The sequence below is a fragment of the Pedobacter sp. AW31-3R genome (genome assembly GCF_052180285.1).
Taxonomy (GTDB): domain Bacteria; phylum Bacteroidota; class Bacteroidia; order Sphingobacteriales; family Sphingobacteriaceae; genus Pedobacter.
Map to the genome: position 1 here is coordinate 4,410,743 of NZ_CP197475.1, position 15,478 is coordinate 4,426,220.

Annotated in this window: 13 protein-coding genes and 1 riboswitch; of the genes, 4 read left to right on the forward strand and 9 right to left on the reverse strand. The window is 42.9% G+C overall.

Annotated elements, in window-relative coordinates; genetic code table 11:
* Positions 1-96: 96 nt before the first annotated feature.
* The 6 genes from ACSBL2_RS18105 to ACSBL2_RS18130 form a co-directional block, all read right to left on the reverse strand.
* Positions 97-564 carry a sterol desaturase family protein gene (locus ACSBL2_RS18105; RefSeq protein WP_442587960.1) on the reverse strand — a complete coding sequence of 156 codons (468 nt, stop codon included), beginning with the start codon at positions 562-564 and terminating at the stop codon, positions 97-99.
* Entirely contained in the window at positions 548-1,075 is a 528-nt protein-coding gene (gene idi, locus ACSBL2_RS18110; RefSeq protein ID WP_442587961.1) for an isopentenyl-diphosphate Delta-isomerase, read from the reverse strand. The genes ACSBL2_RS18105 and idi overlap by 17 nt, the downstream gene beginning before the upstream one ends.
* Positions 1,072-1,578, reverse strand: coding sequence for a hypothetical protein (locus ACSBL2_RS18115; RefSeq protein WP_442587962.1), 507 nt, complete (start codon positions 1,576-1,578; stop codon positions 1,072-1,074). Before ACSBL2_RS18115 ends, idi begins: the two co-directional genes overlap by 4 nt.
* Before the next feature lie 2 nt (positions 1,579-1,580).
* Positions 1,581-2,417 (reverse strand): phytoene/squalene synthase family protein, encoded by an 837-nt coding sequence (locus tag ACSBL2_RS18120; RefSeq protein ID WP_442587963.1) that lies wholly within the window; start codon positions 2,415-2,417, stop codon positions 1,581-1,583.
* Positions 2,401-3,894 (reverse strand): phytoene desaturase family protein, encoded by a 1,494-nt coding sequence (locus ACSBL2_RS18125; protein ID WP_442587964.1) that lies wholly within the window; start codon positions 3,892-3,894, stop codon positions 2,401-2,403. Before ACSBL2_RS18125 ends, ACSBL2_RS18120 begins: the two co-directional genes overlap by 17 nt.
* Before the next feature lie 137 nt (positions 3,895-4,031).
* Positions 4,032-4,526 carry a hypothetical protein gene (locus ACSBL2_RS18130; RefSeq protein WP_442587965.1) on the reverse strand — a complete coding sequence of 165 codons (495 nt, stop codon included), beginning with the start codon at positions 4,524-4,526 and terminating at the stop codon, positions 4,032-4,034.
* A 63-nt stretch (positions 4,527-4,589) separates the two neighbouring features.
* Here ACSBL2_RS18130 and ACSBL2_RS18135 point away from each other — a divergent pair, with 63 nt between their 5' ends.
* The 4 genes from ACSBL2_RS18135 to ACSBL2_RS18150 all read left to right on the forward strand — a co-directional run bounded on the left by ACSBL2_RS18135 (position 4,590) and on the right by ACSBL2_RS18150 (position 9,890).
* Positions 4,590-5,708: a trans-sulfuration enzyme family protein gene (locus ACSBL2_RS18135; protein WP_442587966.1), complete on the forward strand. Its 1,119-nt coding sequence runs from the start codon at positions 4,590-4,592 to the stop codon at positions 5,706-5,708.
* A 164-nt stretch (positions 5,709-5,872) separates the two neighbouring features.
* Positions 5,873-5,985: riboswitch (SAM riboswitch) on the forward strand.
* A gap of 252 nt (positions 5,986-6,237) precedes the next feature.
* Positions 6,238-7,548, forward strand: coding sequence for an O-acetylhomoserine aminocarboxypropyltransferase/cysteine synthase family protein (locus tag ACSBL2_RS18140; protein ID WP_442587967.1), 1,311 nt, complete (start codon positions 6,238-6,240; stop codon positions 7,546-7,548).
* A 42-nt stretch (positions 7,549-7,590) separates the two neighbouring features.
* On the forward strand, positions 7,591-8,649 hold the full coding sequence (locus ACSBL2_RS18145; RefSeq protein ID WP_442587968.1) for a homoserine O-acetyltransferase family protein: 1,059 nt from the start codon (positions 7,591-7,593) through the stop codon (positions 8,647-8,649).
* Positions 8,649-9,890: a homoserine dehydrogenase gene (locus ACSBL2_RS18150; protein ID WP_442587969.1), complete on the forward strand. Its 1,242-nt coding sequence runs from the start codon at positions 8,649-8,651 to the stop codon at positions 9,888-9,890. The genes ACSBL2_RS18145 and ACSBL2_RS18150 overlap by 1 nt, the downstream gene beginning before the upstream one ends.
* Before the next feature lie 100 nt (positions 9,891-9,990).
* Here ACSBL2_RS18150 and ACSBL2_RS18155 read toward each other — a convergent pair whose 3' ends face one another.
* From ACSBL2_RS18155 to ACSBL2_RS18165, 3 genes are all read right to left on the reverse strand, one after another.
* Positions 9,991-11,388 carry a dihydrolipoamide acetyltransferase family protein gene (locus ACSBL2_RS18155; RefSeq protein WP_442587970.1) on the reverse strand — a complete coding sequence of 466 codons (1,398 nt, stop codon included), beginning with the start codon at positions 11,386-11,388 and terminating at the stop codon, positions 9,991-9,993.
* Positions 11,389-11,455: 67 nt separating this feature from the next.
* Positions 11,456-12,703, reverse strand: coding sequence for a competence/damage-inducible protein A (locus ACSBL2_RS18160; RefSeq protein ID WP_442587971.1), 1,248 nt, complete (start codon positions 12,701-12,703; stop codon positions 11,456-11,458).
* Between the two features lie 9 nt (positions 12,704-12,712).
* The gene (locus ACSBL2_RS18165; RefSeq protein ID WP_442587972.1) at positions 12,713-15,451 is read right to left on the reverse strand and encodes a putative LPS assembly protein LptD; all 2,739 of its coding nucleotides are present in this window, start codon (positions 15,449-15,451) and stop codon (positions 12,713-12,715) included.
* Between the last annotated feature and the right edge of the window lie 27 nt (positions 15,452-15,478).

Below are 15,478 nucleotides of genomic sequence, written 5' to 3' on the forward strand. Positions count from 1 at the left end.
TTTTATTATAGGTCAAAAGTAAGATAAAATCGACAGAAGACCGTGATACAAGTCATTTAAGCTGTCAGGGTTATGTAAAAGGTAATTTCTTGCCCTTTATTTTTTAGTTCTTAATGCTTCTTTAAAATACTTGATCGGCACGAATAACATGCCGAAACATTCTCCTTCTTCCTTACCCAGATGTTTGTGGTGCACCTTATGCGCCTTGCGCAAGGCCCTGAAATAGAAGTTATCTGTTCTGCTGAACAGCTTGAACCGCTGGTGGATAAAAATATCATGAACAGCAAAATAAGCAAAGCCATACAGGGTGATCCCTATACCGATATAAAAGAGAAAGCCAAGGTCGGTGATAAAAGTACCACAAATAAAAAATGCCATGGAGATGACTGCAAAAATCACGAAGAAATAATCGTTCTTCTCAAAAAATGCAGGTGACTTATTGTGGTGGTCATCATGTAAAACCCATAAAAGACCGTGCATAATGTATTTATGCGTCAACCAGGTGATGCATTCCATGAGACAAAAAGTAAGCAGTACAATCCCAATATTAATCAATATGTTCATCGCGAATTTTCTTTATCCTATTCAACATAATTTTAAACCATTCTGTATAACTGTCCGGTTGTGCTGTCATTTCTGATTCAACGGCTTCCAGGCTTAAATATCTCCATGCGGCCACTTCCTCGCTGTTTGGAACCGGAATAGCCTCACTCTTCCCGAAAAATACATGGTCCAGTTCATGTTCTGTAAGGCCTCCATCCAGTTCGGCTTTATAAATAAAACTATACTGCCAGGTCAGTTCAGCCCTTATTCCCATTTCCTCTACCAACCTCCTTACCGCTGCGACATTTAAATCCTCCCCAGGCCTGGGATGTGTACAACAGGTATTTGTCCATTTTAATGGAGAATGGTATTTTTCTGCTGCGCGTTGCTGCAGCAGGACTTCTCCCTTGTCATTAAAGAGGAAAACGGAAATGGCACGATGTAATGCCCCCAGCTGATGTGCCTTCAGTTTTTCCATGGTTCCTGTTTCCTGGTCTTGTTCATTCACAAGAATGACGTGTTCTTCCATCATAACGCTTTTATTCTGGCCTTTTCCGCTGAACTACAGTACTTATTCAACAGCAGGTATGTTTTAATTCTTTGATACAATACCGGGTCAGGTTGCACCTTCCCGTTATAATTTACTAAAAACGCAATTAGCGCCTTCTTATCAGCTTCAATGTTCCCATTGTATTTTAAAACAGCGGGCAGGTTACTTTGTGTGCTCAACCTGAAAAATAACAGTTCAGGGTGCGTATTATTTTCCTGAATAGCAGTTTCCAGTAGCTCCTTTCCCTTATGGAAATGAGCTAACCTGCTGAAGGGATTGATCAGGTGTTTACACATTAAAAATTCAGACATGGCACGGAAGCCCAGCAATACGGGATCACCCTCTTTCTTTGCTGTTTTCAATTGCTCATAGAATTTAAGTGCTGTTTTTTTATCTTCTACAGCATGGTCCAGTAATTTCCTGCAGGAGGAAAGATCAGGAGTAGGACCAGGAATACCAAATACCATTAAAAAGAGGAGTGCCATTATCATATCATTCTGAAACTGTGCTTCACATAAGAACCTGCAAGTAATCCGAGTTTTTTTACATTCGGTATACGGATGCGCTCAGACCTTATATTGTCCGAAGATACCGACTTAATTTTATTAAACAGGCTTTTATAATAGATATAGGCCACATAGACACCAAACCGGGAAGACCGTGGCAATTGTTTTATGCCTGCCAGAGCCGCCGTAAAATCCTGCTCTATATCCTTTTCTATTTCTCTTTTTTCTTTCTCTGAAAACACACCGAAGTTTACTTTTGGAAAATAGACCCTGCCCAGCACTTCATAGTCATTTTTCATGTCACGCAGAAAGTTAACCTTCTGGAAAGCGGATCCAAGCTTCATGGCTCCGGGCTTCAACCGCTCATACAGGGCGGTATCATTCTCCGTAAACACCCGCAGGCACATCAGACCCACTACCTCCGCCGAACCCAAGATATAGGCATCATATGATCCTTCAGAATGGGAAGTCTCCTGCAGGTCCATTTCCATACTGGCCAGAAAACAATCGATGAGTTCATTGTCGATGGCATACGTATTCACAACGCGCTGGAAGCTATTTAAAATAGGATTAAGACTTATCCCCTGGGAAACAGACTTATAAGTCGCCTTTTTAAACTCCTCCAGCAGTTCCATTTTATCAAAACCATGAAAGGAATCTACAATCTCATCCGCCAGCCGCACAAAGCCATAGATACTGTATATGGCGTGGTGAAATTTTTTGTGCAGGCAACGTATGCCCAGTGAAAAACTAGTGCTGTACGTTTTGGTCACCAGGATACTGGAGGCAATAGAGATATGATCAAACAGGTGTTTCATGCGGTAATTTTTGTAAAAACTTATTTAATTCAGCGGCTGCTACCTGACCGGAGATCAGCGCTGGCGGAACACCGGGACCAGGGACAGTCAGCTGACCTGTATAAAACATATTCTTTATTTTTTTATTTCTCAGGGAAGGTTTCAGCACTGCCGTTTGACTAAGGGTATTGGCAAGGCCATAGGCATTTCCCTTACAGCCATTGTAATCATTGACAAAATCGTTGATGCAGTACGTCCGCTTATAGGTAATCTGTTCTTTGAAAGTTTCTCCGCAATAGGTCTCCATACGCCTGATGATCCCATCGAAATAATGTTCCCGCATTTCGGGCGTATCGCTCAACCCTGTCGCTACAGGAACAAGGATAAATAGATTTTCCATTCCCTCTGGTGCGACAGTATCATCTGTTTTTGAAGGGCAGCAGGTGTAAAAAAGCGGACGGTCAGGCCAGCGCGGCTCAGTGTAGATCGCTTCAGCATGCTGCTTGAAATCAGCATCAAAAAAGAGGTTATGGTGAAGCAGTTTACCCAGTTTTTTACTTACGCCTACATAGTAAATGAGGCAGGAGGGTGCAAATGTTTTTTTATCCCAATAGGAGGAACTGTAGTTCCTGTATTTTTCTTCCAGCAGTTGCTGTTCTACATGGTGATAATCAGCCGAAGCAATCAAACCATCCGTATATTGCTGCCCGGCACTGGTCTGCAATCCGGAAACCAGGCCCTTGCTTACTTCAATATGGCTGACCTGTATCCCAGTCTGAAATTCAACCCCGAGTGAAGAAGCCAGGTCTTTCATTCCATTCACGATCTGGTACATGCCCCCCACCGGATACCATGTGCCCTGTACAATAGCCGAATAGTTCATCATCGTATAAAGTGCAGGAATCTTATTCGCCATGGCTCCCAGAAACAACACGGGGAACTCCATCAGCGCAACAAGACGTTCATCTTTGAAATAGCTGCGCACATAACTGCTGACCGAACTGAAAATATTGGCATTGAGCATGCCTTTAATGACATTCATATTCGCATATTCCATCCAGGAAAAGGCAGGCTTATAGACCAGGTCTTTCATACCTACCTGGTACTTAAACTCAGCTTCACTGAGGAATTTACGCAATTTGTCTGCACTGCCCGCCTCGATATTTTCGAAGACTTCCATCAGTTCATCCACACTTGCGGGTATTTCCATCACCTCCCCTTCAGCGAAAATAATCTGAAACCCGGGATCAAGCTTTTTTAGTTCATAATAATCGCCCGCAGATTTTCCGAACTGCGAGAAAAAATTTTCAAAAATATCCGGCATCCAGTACCAACTGGGCCCCATGTCAAAAGTAAAACCATTGGCTTTATACATCCTTGCCCGGCCCCCAATACTTTCATTCTTTTCCAGCACATTTACCTCATGCCCTGCCTTCGCCATAAAACATGACGCTGCCAGTCCAGAAAAACCACTACCAATAATTGAAATTTTTGCCATAAATCAGAATCTTTCCACCATAAATAAATTCATCGGACAAAATATGATGAAGGTCATTAAAATAGTCATTTTATACCAGAATTGGCATAAAAAAAGCCAGCTGATCAGCTGGCCTTATAAAATCTGTGTGTATTTTTCTATTTTGCTGCTTTAGAAAAGTTCAAAACGATATATGCAGGCGAGCTGCCATATTCTACAGGTGACTTCAATACCAGGTTATCGCCGGTTGCTGCAGAAAGAATAATCCTGTACCCTTCACTTACATTTTTAGCTTTGTCACCTTCATATAATTTCTTAAACTGGAAGGTTTCATCAGCAGTACTTACAGACCAGAAGATATTCTGCGTTCTTGCAGGGCATTCCGCTGTTCCAGGCAACATGTATGTTCCGTTGCCACTGTTGGTTAAATTCCATGTACTTCCAATGAAACATTTGTAGGAAGCTTCGTCAAAAAGAGATTTTACACTGGATGCCGGTAAACCTTCAAAGGTAATATCATTTAAAACCCAGTTCCCTGTAACCGCACCCCTTCTTAAACTTGTTGATCCAGAACTGCTTTTGGTAGAAGAGCAGCTTTGTAACACCATTAATGAACTACATAAAATGGCAGCTATAACTAATATTCTTTTCATATACTTGTATTTTTCGAATCAACTTACATAAATCCTGCCAAAAAAATAAAAAACTTAAATTCTATGCATACAGAAACAATTGCTATACACGCTGGAAATTTAACACACAGTGCCACAGGCGATGTCACCCAGCCAATAAGTTTATCTACAACCTTCTTCAGGGATGAAAATGGCGGTTATCCTGGCGGACATATGTACAGCCGTGTCAGCAATCCCAATCGCTCTGCATTGGAAAAAGTACTCACGGAACTGGATAAAGGAGCCGATGCCTGTGCATTTTCTTCCGGCAATACCGCAGGCATGGCCATTTTTCAGGCCCTGGCTCCGGGCAGCCACATCATTGCTCCTGATGATATGTATTGGGGATTTAAAAAGCAGCTGCTTTCTATTTTTAAGGACACACTCAGTATAGATTTTATAGACCTTACAGATTCCGGATCAGTGGAAAGCTATATAAAGAGCAATACCGTACTGATCTGGGTCGAAACACCATCCAACCCCCTGTTAAAGATTACTGATATTGCGGCACTGGCGGAAATTGCACATCAACATCAGCTCATCCTGGCCTGTGACAGTACTTTTGCTTCCCCAAGTTTTCAAAGTCCGATTTTACATGGGGCAGATATTGTGATGCATTCCTCCACCAAATATATTGGCGGACACAGTGATGTTCTTGGCGGGGTACTGGTTACTGCCGCACAGAATGAATTCTGGGAAAAAATCAGGAATATTCAACAGGTTGGCGGAGCTGTTCCCTCTCCATTCGACTGCTTTCTGCTGTTGAGAAGTATCAAAACTTTGGCTTACCGGATGAGGGGACACAATGAAAACGGAATGGCTTTCGCTTCTTATCTTGAAAAGCATCCAAAAATTGAAGCCGTTTATTATCCGGGCTTACCTTCACATCCGCAGCATGAAATTGCCAAGAAACAAATGAGCGGATTTGGCGGCATGTTATCTGTACTGATCAAGGGAGATGCTGAAAATGCAAAGAAAGTAGTGAACAAGGTAAAACTGTTTGCTCAGGCCACCAGTCTGGGTGGGGTGGAAAGCCTTATTGAACACCGCGCTTCCGTGGAAGGCCCTGGCACCAAAACGCCACAGAATTTAATTCGGATATCTGTAGGACTTGAGCATATCGACGATATTATAGCCGATTTTGAGCACGCTTTAGGCGAATAAAGACTGATTCCGCTGCTCTGCACCAACCGGTAAAAACAATTATGATGTTAATCTTCAAATATTTATCTATTTTTCAGAATAAAATTTTGAAGATTAACATAATAAATCTACATTTGTAACATCATAGCGAAAGCTATTCAAGTCAACCCTCCAAAAAAAGGTTTGATTTATAAAGAAGTGGCGAGAGACAGGCTCCCTGACCCACTGGCAACCCTCCCGAAAGGAGAAGGTGCCAATTCCTGACCAGTTAGCCTATTGCTTTCTGGAAAGATAAATTAAAGCAAAATGAAAAGAAAACGCATTCAATCGCCATACAGCGGACATCCTTATTTAAATTTCAATACCCTGCAACACTGTGTAATGATGCATATGTGCTGTTGCATAGACTAGTTTAGAAATCTTCCCTTGTCTCTTTAATTCAACAGGAAGGCCTCTATGAAGAGGTACGCTATGTCCTTACGCCATATCCAGCGGATATCTGCCGGGACTCCCCTAGCCCACAAACAAATTTAAATTTAACACAGAAATCATGTCAGCTAACTATAAATTCGAAACCCTTCAACTTCATGCCGGCCAGGAAATAGACCCTACAACAGGATCCAGAGCCGTACCTATCTACCAAACGACTTCTTACGGCTTTAAAAACTCTGAACACGGCGCAAATTTATTCGCCCTTAAAGAGTTTGGAAATATCTATACCCGAATCATGAACCCTACCACAGACGTTTTTGAAAAACGTGTGGCAGCACTGGAAGGCGGAATTGCAGGACTCGCCGTGGCATCGGGACAGGCAGCCCAGTTTATTGCATTAAACAATATCCTTGAAGCAGGGGACAATTTCGTTTCCTCTTCTCATTTATATGGAGGCAGTTACAACCAGTTTAAAGTTGCCTTTAAACGTCTGGGTATCGAAGTTAGATTTGCCAATCCTGACAATTTTCAGGAAATCGAATCAAAAATCGACGAAAACACCAAGGCACTTTACCTGGAAACTATAGGAAACCCTTCTTTCAGTATTCCTGATTTTGAGCAAATCGCATTGATTGCGCAAAAACACGACCTTCCTTTAATCGTAGACAATACTTTCGGTGCTGCCGGATACTTGTTTAAACCACTGGAACATGGTGCACATGTGGTGGTACAATCTGCTACCAAATGGATTGGCGGACATGGTACCAGTATTGGCGGAGTGATTGTTGACGGAGGAACCTATAATTGGGGAAATGGTAAATTTAAACAGTTTACTACACCTTCAGAAGGTTACCATGGACTGGTATTCAATGATGTATTCGGATTAAACAGCGATTTTGGAAATATTCAGTTCATTATCCGTGCAAGGGTAGAAGGTTTGCGTGATTTCGGGCCTGCACTGGCGCCTTTCAATTCCTTCCTGCTGCTACAGGGTTTGGAAACCTTATCCTTAAGGGTGCAGCGCCATGTGGACAATGCCCTGACACTGGCCACATGGCTGCAAAACCACGAGGCCGTGGCCAAAGTATATTATCCGGGACTGGAAAGCAGCCCCTACCATATCAATGCAAAAAAATACCTGAAAAATGGGTTTGGTGCCGTATTGTCCTTTGAACTTAACGGAGGAAAAGAAGCCGCTATTCAATTTGTTGATGCATTGGAACTGATCAGTCACCTGGCCAATGTTGGTGATGCAAAAACCCTAATTATTCAGCCTTCTGCCACCACGCACCAGCAGCTGAATGAAGAAGAACAACTTGCCGCGGGTGTCACCCCACAATTGTTACGTATTTCTGTAGGTATAGAACATATTGATGATATCATTGCGGATTTAGAACAGGCCTTTGGAAAAATTCAGGCATCCCTATAAAATATACAATTAAGCAGACCACAGCATAAGCATACAACAACAATGTCATCTACACACACATACCAACACACGAAGATTTTTAAACTGGAGAACGGAAAAAAACTACGTGGGTTGCAGGTTGCCTACCATACCTATGGAAAACTGAATGCCAAAAAAGACAATGTCATCTGGGCTTGCCATGCACTTACGGCGAATGCAGATGTACTGGACTGGTGGGAAGGCTTATTTGGTGCAAAGTCATTATTTAATCCTGAAGACCATTTTATCATCTGTGCAAATGTACTTGGCTCTCATTACGGAACCACAAATCCGTTGAGTACGGATCCGGTAACAGGTCTTCCTTATTACCTTTCTTTTCCTGAATTCACCATAAGGGACTTCGTTGGCGTCCATCAGCTGCTGGCCTCGCATCTGGGGATAGAGAAGATCAAAGTACTGATCGGTGGTTCCCTAGGGGGACAACAAGCAGTAGAATGGGCCATTGCCGAACCTAAAAAAATGGAGAACCTGATTCTCGTGGCGACCAATGCAGTCCACTCTCCATGGGGAATTGCATTCAATGAGAGTCAGCGACTGGCCATCAGCAGCGACCGTACTTTTTATGCACAAAAACCGGATGGCGGTTTAAAAGGATTAAAAGTGGCACGCAGCATTGCCTTGCTTTCTTACAGAACGTATGAAGCCTATGGAGCTACACAGGTAGAAAGTGTAAATGACAAAACAGGTTCATTCCGTGCAGCTTCTTATCAGAATTACCAGGGAGAGAAATTGTGCAAGCGTTTTAATGCCTACAGTTACTGGTACCTGAGTAAGGCGATGGATAGCCATAATGTGGGCAGGGGAAGGAAAAGTGTAACCGATGCACTTGCGGAAATCCAGGCCAACACCCTGGTTATAGGGATTGAAAATGACTTCCTGTTCCCGATCAGCGAGCAGGAGTACCTGGGCAACAACATTCCGGGTGCTTCATTCCATGCGATCAAATCTGCTTACGGACATGATGGTTTTTTAATTGAAACCAATATCCTGACCAATATCATCGGCAATTTCTTAAAAGACACGACGAACAAAAAAATAATTAAACTGCATAAAATAGCATAATGAGTAAGAAACTTAAAATTGGAATATTTGGTTTTGGAGTTGTTGGCCAGGGTTTACATGACATCATTAAAGGTCAAGACCTTAACCTGGAGATCATAAAAATTGCAATAAAAAATCCGGCCAAAAAACGTAGCCTTGATGCTAAACTATTCACTACAGACCATAATGATATCCTGGATAACCCGGAAATAAATACCATCGTTGAATTAATTGATGATGCAGATGCTGCCTTTGAAATTGCGAAACGTGCATTGACAAGTGGCAAACATGTGGTATCGGCCAATAAAAAAATGATTGCCAACCACCTGGAGGAACTGGTAAAATTACAGGAAGAACACGGTACATCCCTTCTGTATGAAGGTGCAGTATGCGGAAGTATTCCGATCATCAGAAACCTGGAAGAGTATTACGACAATGAATTGCTGCATGGCATCAGCGGTATATTTAATGGCTCATCAAACTATATCCTGTCAAAAATCTTCAATGAGAATATGCCATATGGGGAAGCCCTGAAACAGGCCCAGGACCTTGGTTTCGCAGAGACAGACCCGATTATGGACGTAGGTGGTTATGATCCCAAATTTAAACTGGCTATTGCCACGGCACATGCTTACGGATTGTTTATCAATCCGCTTGACATCCTGAATGTGGGCATTCAGAACCTGTCTGAACACGATATCAGGTATGCCAGGGAAAAGAACTTCAAGATAAAATTAGTGCCTACCGCAAGAAAAATCAGCACCAAACAAGTGGTCACTTATGTGTTGCCTAAGTTCGTTAAGGCTGACGATTTCCTGTTCAATGTAGAAAATGAATACAATGGTGTAACGGTGCAGGCTGCCTTTGCAGATAAGCAGTTTTTCTTTGGAAAAGGTGCAGGAGGCCATCCTACCGGTGCTGCTGTACTATCTGATATTGCTGCTTTAAGATACGGTTACCGTTATGAATATAAAAAATTACACCAGCACAACGGCTTAATCCATACCGACAATGTGAACATTGAAGTTTACCTGAGGTACGAGCATGAATATACGGTTGAAAAGCTTAAGATTGAAAATATTGTAGAGCGCTTCTCGCGTAACGACTACAAATATGTGATCGGCAGTGTGAGCTTAAAGTCCCTGCTGGCGAACAAAGAACTCCTTACCCATAAAGATGTGTTTATTGCACATACAGGAAGGTTTACGTATACTGACCAGCAAATTCAGGTCATTGCTGGTGAGGAAGTACTTTTTAACTAAATGACCATTGTTTTGATACGCAAAAGGCCGGAAATAATCCGGCCTTTTGCGTATCAGTAATATGTATGGAACGGCATAGCGCTGCCGGTTCTTATAGTTTTCAGATCTCCCTGTTCAGGTCCCAGTTTTCCAGGTAATCTGCCACTCGCCGTACGAATGTCCCTCCCAGGGCACCGTTCACTACGCGGTGGTCATATGACAGCGAAAGGAACATCATATGACGGATGGCAATCACATCACCGTATTCTGTTTCCAGGACTGCAGGTTTCTTTTTAATGGTACCTACTGCAAGAATAGCCACCTGCGGCTGGTTGATAATGGGTGTGCCCATGACATTGCCGAATGAGCCCACATTGGTAAGGGTAAAAGTTCCGTTCTGCGTTTCATCAGGCTTCAGTTTTGCGGCACGTGCACGTACGGCCAGATCGTTCACCGATTTCGTTAATCCCACAAGGTTCAGCTGATCTGCATTTTTGATGACAGGTACAATCAGGTTACCTGTAGGCAATGCAGCAGCCATTCCAATATTGATATCTTTTCTCTTGATGATCTGAGTACCATTAACTGACACATTGATCATTGGGAAGTCTTTAATGGCCTTGGCAACAGCTTCAATAAAGATTGGTGTAAACGTAATCTTTTCGTTCTCTCGCTTTTCAAAGTTCTTCTTTATCTTCTCCCTCCACAAAACCAGGTTGGTCACATCCGCTTCCACAAAAGAAGTCACGTGTGCCGAGGTATGCTTGCTCATGGTCATATGGTCGGCAATAATCTTGCCCATGCGGTCCATCTCTATGATTTCATCAGCACCGCTCATGCTCAGTACCGGACTGACAATGGTTGATTTATGCGCTGTATTTACGGGACTATCCTGAGACTTGGCCATAGGAGGCAGAGCCTGGTATGGCTGTTCAGCAGGAACAGAAGCAGTTCCTTTTCTGCCAGTTTGTATATAATTCAGCAAATCATCTTTTGTCAGCCTTCCTTCAGCTCCACTGCCTGCAATGGTATGCAATTCTGCTGCGGAAATCCGTTCCTGTGCGGCTATGCTCCTCACCAGGGGAGAATAAAACCGGTCAGTATCAGCGACTTCCGGGACAACTATATTTTCAGCAGCCTCTAGCAAGGCTGTTCCCGGAATCTGCCCTTCCGTATCTGCTGTAGGTGCTGCAGTTATCTCAGGCATTTCTGCCACATCCGCTGCAGGTGTAATCACCGCCGAACGCCCCCCTTCATCAATTGGCCCCTGCTCTTCCCCTTCAACTTCTATCCACGCAATCACTGCACCTACCTGTACCACTTCATCCTCGCCGAAAAGTTGTTTAATTAATTTCCCTGCCACTGGCGATGGTACTTCAGAATCTACCTTATCCGTTGCAATTTCCAATAAAGTATCATCTAAACTGATCATATCTCCAGGTTGTTTTAACCATTTGATAACGGTTGCCTCCGCAACACTTTCACCCATCTTAGGTAATAATAACTCGTATTGTGCCATTTTTATTTATAGTAAATTTGGTATCACTAACATTTTTATCCGTCACAAAAGTAAACCTTTTTTACCTTTAATCGGCATCATCATTCAACTGTTTCAGGATCATTGAAAGTGCAGCAATGGCGGAACGTTCGATGTTCTGAAGCCTTTTATTGCCGAAATTAAACACCTTTGCGGTCACCCCAGTCCTGGTGGCGACTGCTATCCAGACAGTTCCGACAGGTTTATCTTCTGTTCCTCCGTCAGGCCCGGCAATCCCGCTCACGGCAACACTGTAATCCGTATTGAAATGGGCGATAGCACCCAGGGCCATTTCTCTGACCGTTTCTTCGCTGACGGCACCAAATGCTGCCAGGGTTTCTGCTTTTACCCCAAGAACAGATTCCTTCAATTCATAGGAATAAGTCACCGCTCCACCTTCATAAACAGCAGAACATCCGGGATGCTGGGTAATCAGATGAGCGATATATCCCCCTGTACAGCTTTCTGCGGTGGAGAGTGTTACTTTTCTTTCCTTCATGATATCCAGCATCGCCTTTTCCAGCGCAATGTCATCTTCTACCACCACATATGGTTTCACCCTGGATACAATTTGTTGGGCCCAGCTGTCTACTTCCAGTTTAAGCAGTTGCTCATCAGGTCCCGATGAACTCAGGCGCAGGCGCACCTGTCCCAGTCTTGGTAAATACGCAAGTTTAATGGTTGCAGGAAGATTATTTTCTACCTCTTCCAGTTCCTGGGCCAGGAATGACTCCCCGATATTTGCAGTAAGAATAGTTTTATGGTAAATAAAAGGCAGGTCAAAGGCCACCTTCAGTCTTGGCAGGATTTCTTCCTGCATCAGGTACATCATCTCAAAGGGTACGCCCGGCATAGAGATAATGATATTCCCTTCATGGTTGAACAACATACATGGAGCAGTTCCATTTTTATTCTGGATTACCGTACAGCCGTCCGGCACATCAGCCTGCCGGATGTTTCCTTCAATCATGGGCCTGTTATACTTCTTAAAAAAAGTAGTGACATGCTCCAGCGTGGCTTCATCGCGCCGCATGCCCATATTAAAATATTTAGCCAGGGTAAACTTCGTTATATCATCTTTTGTGGGGCCCAGTCCACCAGTAATCAGGATGATTCTCGCCCGCTTTTCCGCTTGTGCCAATGCTTCAATGATATGATTTTCATCATCGGAAACAGAAGTGACCTGTTTCACTTTGATCCCGATCGCATTGAGTTCCCTGGCCATCCATGCAGAATTCGTATCTACAATCTGACCGATGAGTATTTCATCGCCTATGGTAATGATTTCAGCTAACATAATAAATGGTTAAAAACGCGTATAATAAGCTTGTTGCTTGCTTAGTTTTAAATCCTGCAATACGGATGCCTTCACCTTGATCGTGAGGCTGTAACTCCTGTAAACACCGATAGGCACCCAGTTGATACTCATATCCCAGCAATGCAAATCGCGGTAGATAGAAAAAGTAGTATAAGATAATGTATTCGCCTTGAAATCGTAACCCGAATTAAACTGAACCTTCCATTTTGGGGTGACATTAAAATCACCATTAAAAGTAAGGGTATTGGTCACCACAGGCAAGTCTCCCGTTGGCTGGGTACTATAGTCAAAGCGATAGGCAAAAGTAAAATTCCATGGAATATTAAAGTCAACAAAAGCATTGGGATCGCTGCTGATGGCAGCCAGTTGTGCCATTTGCTCAGGAGTACGGCCGGCTTTTGCCGTTTGTTCGGTAGCATTGTCCAGGTTCTCATTCCGTTTTTTGAAAGCATCCGCATTTAAACTGTAACCAAAGGAAACCCCAATCCTGGTTAACCTTGGAATAGTAATCTTGTCTATCAATTTTTTGCCCTGATAAATGTTATTCAGGATAGAGTCACCAACGGCGTATGGGTTTAAGGTACCATCATAAGTAATCCCGAATTTTTCGGTAAACTGAGAACGTCCGCTAAAGTTGAGTGTAGACAATTTAAATGATGGGGCCAGAAAGTTATAGGAACCATTAATCCCCAGTCCCTGAATAATGGGTAATTTTTTAGTCCCGGTACCCGTTGTGTCCTTACTGGAGAACACTTTTGCCTCCACAGTATTGTCTATACCAAAGCCAATACTTCCACTTTCCCCTTCACCGGGTCCGCCATAAAGTGATCCGGTATGTATAGAATAACGTTTTGTCCTGCCATAATAGGTATCAAGAACCGGGGTGCCATCCTGATACAGTAACTCTTTGTAATTCCCGAAGGAAGGCCTGGAAAAATCAGGACGATAGTTAAAGCTGACATTTGGTGTCATCACCCAGCGCAATGCTTTTAGTTTGCTCCAATTTTTAAACTGCAGCGTGTTGTACACTTTTGTGGATACCCCGGCATTCAGTGAATATTCACCTGATCGGTTAAACCCATAGACCGTATCTGTTTGTGTGGTATAAGGCTGAACCACCCCATTCAACAATACTCCCTTAAGAGCTGTTTGCCTGATACTACTGAAATGCCATTTCTCCGTATAAGTCGTTCCGGCATTAAAGTTGAAATATTTTAGAGCTGTAAAATTTAAAGACACAGGAATCACCTGCTGTACCCCATTTTGAAATTTCTTCAATGCATCTTTTGTAAATAACAAACTATCAACCGTATTAATTGAGTTTCCTGTTTGCATGCTGTAAGAAACAGTCAGTTTTTGATACCATTTCTGTTCACCCACACTATTTTTGGTAACAAAAGGACTAAATGAGTTGATGCTCATGTTAAAAGATGGCAGGGTGACGTTTACCAAGTGACTCTGTGTATTCTGGTAATGAGAGGCAGTAAAATTATAACTTCCCTTTCCATCCAGTATAGTTTTGCCATAGTTGATACTGGACTGTAAGATATTCTCCGTAATCGCCTGTGGATTGTAGCTATTTCCTCCTGCAGTATTGTTATTGTAACCACTGGTTTTAATATTAACATTGGCACTAAAGGTAGAGCCGGGACTTGCATTGGCATTTTTTGTATGCGACCATTGGATACTAAAGTCCTTCCTCGGTTCATATTCAGGCGTACCTTCCAGGCCATAGCGGTTACTTCCATAGTCCAGCTTCAGGTTACCATTGTATCTGTACCGCTTTACATATTGGGAGGTTAATGATGCCCCATACGAACCACGGGTATAAATAGTACCCAGAATTTTTGCATCCCAGTAATCATTCAGGTTCAGGTAATAACCTCCATCCCTTAAAAAGAACCCCCTGGTAAAATCGTCACCATAACTGGGAATAATCACTCCTGAATTTCGCTTATTCGGCTTGGGAAAAAAAGCGAATGGCAGTCCAAGGGGCATAGGAATATCTTCAATTTTCAGGTAAACCGGCCCAGTGATGATCTTCTTGTCAGTTACAATTCCTTTGGTAATAAACAGTCCGAAATGGGGATGCGGAAGATTACAGGTACTGTACGTCATCCCTTTCACATGGATTTCATTATCGGGTTGCCTTTTACTTTGTCCCCCGGAGAAAAAACCACCTTCCTGTTCCGTAAAGGTATTGTATACATTTCCTTTGGAGGTCCTGGTATTATAAAACAGGGAATCGGCAATAGATGAACCTTGCTGGTCCATTTTAAAAATGGGTTTCCCTACATATTTGCCTTTTTTATCATGCCGTCCCTTAGCAAACACGGTATTGGTTTTTGAATTATAGCTGATAAAATCAGCATCCAGTTCAAAATCCTGGTAGATGACCCTTGCATTCCCATACAGGTAGATTGTACTGCCATCCTTACTGTATTTGGTAGAGTCTGCAGAATATTCAATTTTGGAATCGACCACCTGTTCTGGTTTAACACCTGCTTTACCCACAACTTTCCTGGTGGTATCCTGGCTTAAATTCCCTGTACTGTCCTGTGCGATTGCAGCAGGCTTAACAGGCCCTCTTTTTGTCGTATCCTGCTGTTGGATCACCTGAAACATGGCAGAGCCATACACAGCATTTCCAGCGGCTGTTAACCAAAAAATAGAACTACATAAAAAAATAACCTGTAAGAATTTCAAATTCGTGTGTGAATGTAACAATAGCAAAGCATTTAACCCAAAACGCCC

Bases quoted from the DNA above. Each gene is read 5' to 3' on its own strand.
- ACSBL2_RS18105 (WP_442587960.1), bottom strand. From the start codon at position 564: ATGAACATATTGATTAATATTGGGATTGTACTGCTTACTTTTTGTCTC.
- idi (WP_442587961.1), bottom strand. From the start codon at position 1,075: ATGATGGAAGAACACGTCATTCTTGTGAATGAACAAGACCAGGAAACA.
- ACSBL2_RS18115 (WP_442587962.1), bottom strand. From the start codon at position 1,578: ATGGCACTCCTCTTTTTAATGGTATTTGGTATTCCTGGTCCTACTCCT.
- ACSBL2_RS18120 (WP_442587963.1), bottom strand. From the start codon at position 2,417: ATGAAACACCTGTTTGATCATATCTCTATTGCCTCCAGTATCCTGGTG.
- ACSBL2_RS18125 (WP_442587964.1), bottom strand. From the start codon at position 3,894: ATGGCAAAAATTTCAATTATTGGTAGTGGTTTTTCTGGACTGGCAGCG.
- ACSBL2_RS18130 (WP_442587965.1), bottom strand. From the start codon at position 4,526: ATGAAAAGAATATTAGTTATAGCTGCCATTTTATGTAGTTCATTAATG.
- ACSBL2_RS18135 (WP_442587966.1), top strand. From the start codon at position 4,590: ATGCATACAGAAACAATTGCTATACACGCTGGAAATTTAACACACAGT.
- ACSBL2_RS18140 (WP_442587967.1), top strand. From the start codon at position 6,238: ATGTCAGCTAACTATAAATTCGAAACCCTTCAACTTCATGCCGGCCAG.
- ACSBL2_RS18145 (WP_442587968.1), top strand. From the start codon at position 7,591: ATGTCATCTACACACACATACCAACACACGAAGATTTTTAAACTGGAG.
- ACSBL2_RS18150 (WP_442587969.1), top strand. From the start codon at position 8,649: ATGAGTAAGAAACTTAAAATTGGAATATTTGGTTTTGGAGTTGTTGGC.
- ACSBL2_RS18155 (WP_442587970.1), bottom strand. From the start codon at position 11,388: ATGGCACAATACGAGTTATTATTACCTAAGATGGGTGAAAGTGTTGCG.
- ACSBL2_RS18160 (WP_442587971.1), bottom strand. From the start codon at position 12,703: ATGTTAGCTGAAATCATTACCATAGGCGATGAAATACTCATCGGTCAG.